The sequence below is a fragment of the bacterium genome, from assembly GCA_035370465.1.
Taxonomy (GTDB): Bacteria; Ratteibacteria; UBA8468; order B48-G9; family JAFGKM01; genus JAGGVW01.
Genome location: DAOOVW010000070.1, coordinates 1 through 5708 on the forward strand (window position 1 = coordinate 1; position 5708 = coordinate 5708).

5 protein-coding genes and 1 rRNA gene are annotated in these 5708 nt (G+C 29.6%); all 6 read right to left on the minus strand.

Annotation, left to right across the window (positions count from 1 at the left end; genetic code table 11):
* Positions 1-411: 411 nt before the first annotated feature.
* On the minus strand, positions 412-1629 hold the full coding sequence (locus PLW95_07685) for a DUF6263 family protein (protein ID HOV22535.1): 1218 nt from the start codon (positions 1627-1629) through the stop codon (positions 412-414).
* Positions 1626-2231: a DUF1559 domain-containing protein gene (locus PLW95_07690; protein ID HOV22536.1), complete on the minus strand. Its 606-nt coding sequence runs from the start codon at positions 2229-2231 to the stop codon at positions 1626-1628. The genes PLW95_07685 and PLW95_07690 overlap by 4 nt, the downstream gene beginning before the upstream one ends.
* 121 nt (positions 2232-2352) lie before the next feature.
* Complete coding sequence (locus tag PLW95_07695; protein ID HOV22537.1) at positions 2353-3252, minus strand: hypothetical protein; 900 nt, start codon at positions 3250-3252, stop codon at positions 2353-2355.
* Between the two features lies 1 nt (position 3253).
* Positions 3254-3667 (minus strand): hypothetical protein, encoded by a 414-nt coding sequence (locus PLW95_07700; protein HOV22538.1) that lies wholly within the window; start codon positions 3665-3667, stop codon positions 3254-3256.
* A gap of 34 nt (positions 3668-3701) precedes the next feature.
* A complete protein-coding gene (locus tag PLW95_07705; protein HOV22539.1) occupies positions 3702-4226 on the minus strand; it encodes an RNA polymerase sigma factor in 525 nt (174 codons plus the stop codon).
* Between the two features lie 392 nt (positions 4227-4618).
* Positions 4619-5708: ribosomal RNA gene (locus PLW95_07710) — 23S ribosomal RNA — on the minus strand; the annotation flags it as partial.

A 5708-nucleotide genomic window follows, 5' to 3' on the forward strand; every position in this document is an offset into this window, starting at 1 on the left:
TTAATAACTATGCAGTTAATACCAATTTGACAACGGACATAGAGTAAATATTTTCTTCTCACCCTTACCCCTCTCCCCATAGGGGAGAGGCTCGCCCGTAGGGTCCTCGCTTTTGGCTACGGATTATGAACTACGCCCGAGGGATATAAGTGAGGAGGGGGATGTTAATTTTTATTACACCTTTGATGTAAAAATAGTATAATCCCCTTTCAAAATGTGAATTCTTTAAATTTTTTCATAGTTATAATATAAATACATCTATTATTCAAATTCACAATTCTAAATCTACACTACTTTTTCTTTTTGATAATTTTCGATTCTCCATAGTTATAAGAAAACGGGATTTTGGGTTAATAAATAGTTATTTTAATTGGATAGAATCAAATTAGAAATTTAAAATTTATAAAAAAATTATTTATTTAAAAGATTCATATTAAATGTTGTTTGTTTTTCTATTTCATAGGACATTTTAAAAGAAGGAACACCTTTCATAATTCCTGTTTTTTCAATATCCTTTGAGTCAATACTACCTTTTGCCTTAGGAATTATTACTGTTATATTTTGCTTTATCACTTTTCCTTTTTCTAAATCAAAAACTGCCTCGCCATTTATTTTATTTTCTTCCTGTTCCATTTTTATCTCAATAGTTGCATTATTTCCCTCTTTTGTTTTTAAGGTGTATTTTGTTGGTTGTTTTTGTCCAATATCTCTTTGCCAACCACTTGGTGGTGTTTCCCAACTTCCACCAACTTTTATTTCTTCTTCTGGAAGAATAGGCTTTGCGACTTCCCAGAAAGCATTAAATTCATTAGAAGAGAATTTTTTAAGGTCAATGTTTAAAGGGATTCTATCAAAACCAGGTACAATTCCTGCAATGCTTTTTCTAATAACTTTTATAAATTGGTCAATTATTTCCTGTAAATTCTGACTTTCAATTATTTTTCCGTTAGGTGTAAATTTTATATATGCTTCTTTTCCTTTTTCTCCAATATCTTGTCCTTCATAAGTTGCTCTTACTAATGTTAATTTAGTTGTCCCATTTCCATTTTCATCAATATCAATTACTTCTTCTTTAAATTCTATATAAATATTTTGCTCTCTCTGGAAAGGGTTATTGTTTATTTTTCCTTTTTCTTTGTCTTTAATATTCAATCCATAATAGGAAACATCTCCTTTATTAAACTTGTAAGAAAGTTTAACTTTCTCTTTTTCTTCTGTTTCTTTTTGTTCTTCACTTTTTACTTCTTCTTTAATCTCTTGTTCCTCTTTCTCATCAACTTTTACTACATTTACTTTTTCATATTTCCCATTTTCTATATCTTCAAGAACTTTTGTTATTTCATTTTTAAAATCATTCTCATCAGTTAAAACTTTTGCATAAATTAAATTCTGTTTTGCTTTTTCAATTTCTCCCAATTTTGCATAACATAAACCAATATAATAATAACCTTGCGCAAAATTTGCTTTTTCTTCTGTTGATTTAATAAAAAATTCTAAGGCATTCTCAGTTTTTCCTTGACTCAATGCTTCAATTCCCTTTTTAAGTAGTTCATCCCCTTCTTTTTCTCCTGATATTAAAATCTGTGAAGTTATTAGAAATATACTTAAAAAAATTAATAATTTTTTCATCTTATTTTCTCCCATTTACAATGTCCATCTAAATAAAGTTTATTTATACCACCTGAATGTAAAATATCTGCCCAATCGCCAAAATGAGGGTCCTCTAATAACCATATATTTGATGCCCCATAATTACCTTCTTCATCTTCCCATCGCCCATCTATTTTTTTGCCTTTGACTATTGGGTCTCCATCTGGTGGTTCTGTATGTATAATATAACTTGTAAAAGGTGTGAATATAGGATATTCTTGAAGAAATTTAGCTTTTGCTTTTTTACTTTCAGGACAAAAATAAAAATTAGGAGGAGGTGGCCAATTGATAATATCAATTTTATTTAAGTTTGGTTCTAAATAAGGTCTTATAAAATTTGGCCAGTTTATAAAACAAAATGGAAATTCTTCTGCCAGACCTGTATCTCTTGGGGGTATAATTTCATTATAATCAGCAGCATACATTGAAAAGCCCAAATATATTTGCTTTAAATTATTTATACATACAGACTGTCTTGCTTTTGCCCTTGCCTGTGATAAAGCGGGCAAAAGCATTGCTGCTAAAATTGCTATAATTGCAATTACAACAAGCAATTCAATTAAAGTAAATCCCGTAGGCATTAACTTAGCACTTCTGCGCCTATATGCCTGAGCGTTAGCGAAGATGGGTAGGGCTGGATGGTATATTTCTCTCTTTCTGTTTGTCCAGAACAACTCATTTTTCATTATATTTCCTTTTTATTTAGAAAAGTTTAAAATATATATAGTTCAAAAGTTCAGGAAAATTCAAATTTCTTATTTTAAAATCATTTTCATCAAGAAATCTGTTGTATTTCAAGTTTTCTAATTTCAAATTTAAGATATCATTTCCATTTTTTATATCAAGGTTCACTTTTTCTGGTAAGAAATTAAATAGGGTTATGTTTGTTTCATTTTTTGGCTTTGGGAAAGAAAAAATGAGATTACCTGAACGGTTTGAAAATGTAATTTCTTTTATTGTATAGTATTTTTCATAGACAAGAACATTAATTTTTCCCAGGTCAACATCAAAGGCATAAAGGTTTTCATCTCCCTCTTTTTTATTTTTTACCTCAATATTACTAATCATTTTATTTAATTCGTCAAGACCTTTTTTCAATTTTACTTTGTTTATATAAAAATCAATTTTTGGTGCCTTTAATTTATCAATTTCTTTTTTTATGTCTTTATTTTGTTTTGCAAATTCATTTACAGTTGATATTTTGTCTTCAATTTGAATTTGTAAATCGGGAAGAAGAAGTTTAAAATTATCTCCTTTTGTCATGAAAATGAAACTACCAATTTCGGAATTACCCTTAATTAAAAAATTATCTAATTTTCCTGTTGAAAATGAGCCAATAAATTTCCCCTTAATATTTATTTCTTCTGGTATTTCCCTTTCAAAAATTTTTTCCATATAAGGTTTTATTGTCATATATGTGTTTTTACCAAAAGAAAGTTTAAAATATATATCTCCAGTGAAATTTTTAACTTCTCCATCTTTTACATTTTCAATATTATTTTCAATTTTTTTCATAATTTCTGATATTTTTATTTCATCTCCTGCAAATAAAGAAATATTAAAAATAACTAAAAACAATAAAGAAATAAAAAATTTTCTCATTTTATCCTCCATTTTCAGTTTCTTGTAAATTTTCAAGTGATTTTGCAAATTCAATAAATGAATCCATTTCTTCAAAAAAGTTTTGTAAAGGCAATACAATTTCCTCGTTATTTGCTGTTTTTTCCGTTTTATTTCTATATTTTGTCTCTACCTTTGTATTTTTAGATATTATTATGTGTTTGACTTCTTCATTCTTAGAATTCAAACTTTTCCTAATTGGATAAAATTTTAGAAGAAGGATATTTGAAATTAATAAAAATATACAGATATAAGTCAGAATTTTTAATCTGCTTCTTGAGTTTTTTCTCTCATTAGAAATAAAATAACTGTATTTCATTAGTGAATCTAATTCAATATCTGGGTTTTCTTCTGTTTTAAACAACGATTCTAATAATTCATCAATATTCTTTTCCATTTAATTAATTAGTTCCATAAAAATTAAATTTGGTTCACTTTTTATTCCAGAATTTTATCAGGACTTTTTTTGCTTTTGAAAGACGAGATTTCACAGTTCCAACTGGAATTTTTAAAATTTCAGAGATTTCACTCTCTTTTAAATCCTGATTATATCTTAAGAATAAAATTTCCTTATAAAGTTGAGGAAGTTTTTCAATAATTTCTCTTAATTTTAAAATTTTTTCAACTTCGGTATTATTATCTGACTTTACCTTTTTTTCTAATTTTTGCCTCAATTTTATCTTATAGTATTTACTTCTCCTTTTTTTTAGATTTAATTTAGTCATTATACTATAAACATAAGTAAAAAAAGATGATTTTTCTCTAAATTTATTTCCTTTTTCAAGAAGTATAATAAATGTTTCAGATAAAAGGTCTTCAGCATCTTCTTTGGAATTTGATAGATATGCAGCAAGAGAAGAAAATTTATTAAGATATTTTTTAAAAAGCGTAGATAGTGCTTCTTTATTTCCTTTTTTCCATTCTTTTACGAGTTGTTTTTCCTCATTTATCTCCATTATAAAATTTTTATCATAGATTTGTGATAAAGGCAAAAGTTAAAATATCGTAAAAACTCTATATCTTTTTGTATAATACAATTATCTGGATACAAAGTTATATAGTTCCATGAAAAATAATTTTAGTTCACTTTTTATTTTATAATTTTATCAAGATTTTTTTTAAATGTGATTTATAAGTTACAGCTGGGATTTTTAAAATTTCAGAAATCTTGGCTCTTTTTAAAAGTTAAGAGTAGATAAAAACAATTGGTAAAAAACACAAACATAAAGTTATAAGGGAAACAAAGAAGGGAAAAAATTCGGAATAAGTTTTGTATCTTATACAAATCATAAAAATACTATAAATAAAAAAGGGCAGGGGGATTACCCCTGCCCTTAATTTAAAATTTATGGTCAAGCCGCTCGACCTATTAGTACCCCTCCGCTTAGGCCATTACTGACCTTACACTCGGGGCCTATCAACCAGGTTGTCTACCTGGGGTCTTACTCTCCATCTTGCGATGGAGAAGGGAAACCTAATCTTGAGGTGGGCTTCCCGTTTAGATGCTTTCAGCGGTTATCCCTTCCGGACATGGCTACCCAGCGATTACCCTTGGCAGGATAGCTGGTACACCAGAGGTCCGTCCAGCCCGGTCCTCTCGTACTAGGGCCGGCTCCTCTTCAAGTTTCCTACGCCTGCGGCGGATAGAGACCGAACTGTCTCACGCATATTTATCCACTCTTTTCAGAATGGTATGGACTATACCTTCATCCTTTCCTCGCTGGAAAGGCGACTGGCGTATTATTCTTTCTTTTTATTGAAAGAATCTCATCTTTTACAGATGAAGTCTCTACGGGGGTAAGTAAATTATTTTCTTTCAAAAACTTCTCTACTACTTCCGAAGTAATAGTTCTATTGGTAGAATAATTCAGTATTTTGAAAGAATCTACCATCCGACACAATTCCAAAAAGGAATTTGCATCAGAAACCTTAGAAAGTTTATCTATAATCTTCAATCCCAGTTTAATATGTTGTTTCTTCAATTGTACATACGGTTTTAAGGTTTGAAGAATACGATTTACTTCCTTAGGTTGCACAATTGTATAATCGCTGATTCCTGTTTTGCGATGGCGTATATATCCACTTTTCAATTGTGTTTTAATCCAGTGCAGAATCTTTTAATTATTACTCCTCTGATAAAAACTCACACTGCATCTGATTTGGTATCCAAAAATATAATCTTTTCTTCTAACCAATTGAAAAAAAATACTTCCATCGCAATCCAAAAAACCTGCGATATAAGCGAGAATTGTGCGGTCCATAATTTACCACCTTCCCTCGGTATTACCCTTTCAACCAGTTCATATTGAGGAGGGCTCCACCGATATGAGCCAATTTTATTTTTCCTAAAGTTACCTTTAGGCAACGCCAATGTTGACGTTCTGAACCCAGCTCACGTACCGCTTTAATGGGCGAACAGACCAACCCTTGGGACCTGC